This is a genomic window from Roseovarius sp. TE539 (genome assembly GCF_003298505.1).
In the GTDB taxonomy this organism is placed as follows: domain Bacteria; phylum Pseudomonadota; class Alphaproteobacteria; order Rhodobacterales; family Rhodobacteraceae; genus Roseovarius.
The window spans coordinates 1-730 of the sequence record NZ_QNGB01000078.1 but is presented as its reverse complement, the minus strand read 5'-3'; the positions used below and the strand labels follow the sequence as shown (position 1 = coordinate 730).

At 59.0% G+C, this 730-nt stretch carries 1 protein-coding gene; it reads left to right on the top strand.

The window, feature by feature from the left end; genetic code table 11:
• Positions 1–4: 4 nt before the first annotated feature.
• A protein-coding gene (locus DQW77_RS17950; protein WP_404947951.1) for an IS5 family transposase occupies positions 5–714 on the top strand; the annotation gives its coding sequence in 2 pieces (ribosomal slippage) (positions 5–287 and positions 287–714; 711 coding nt in all).
• Positions 715–730: the final 16 nt, after the last annotated feature.

Below are 730 nucleotides of genomic sequence, written 5' to 3'. Positions count from 1 at the left end.
ACCTTTGGTTCCTGGCAAGGAAGGTGATCGCGGGCGGACCGGGGCGGACAACCGGCTTTTCCTTGATGCGATCTTGTGGCTGGCGCGGGGAGCCTCGCCGTGGCGCGATCTGCCGCCCGAATTGGGCAACTGGCGCACAGTCCACTCCCGCTTTCGGCGCTGGACCATTGCCGGTGTTTGGGAGAGTCTTTTCAAAGCGTTAAGCACGGACCCCGACTTCGAATACGTCCTTGTCGATGCCACTATCTGCAAAACACACGCCGATGCCACCTCTCAAAAGGGGGGCTTGAAGCTGCCGGTATTGGCCGCTCCAAAGGCGGCTTAACAACCAAGGTCCATGCGGCGGTGGATGCGCTCGGTCTGCCCATCCGCACGGCGATCACCCCCGGCCAATGGGCCGACAGCCCGCAGGCGCGTGGGCTCATTGAAGGACTGCGAGGTGTCAGGCATGTCATTTGCGATGCCGCATATGATGCCGACCATCTCCGCAGTTTCATCACTTGCGACCTCGGCGCAAACGCCCAGATCAAACCCAACCCCAGCCGCGCAATCCAGCCGGAAACGGATTGGAGCTTGTACAAGGAAAGGCACCTCGTTGAGTGCTTTTTCAATAAGATCAAACGCTTCCGCAGGATCGCATTGCGTTGCGAGAAATCCGTCAGCTCATTCAAAGCCTTCGTTGATCTCGCATGCGCAATGGCTTGGATCAGCTAAATGCAGACGCCGCCTA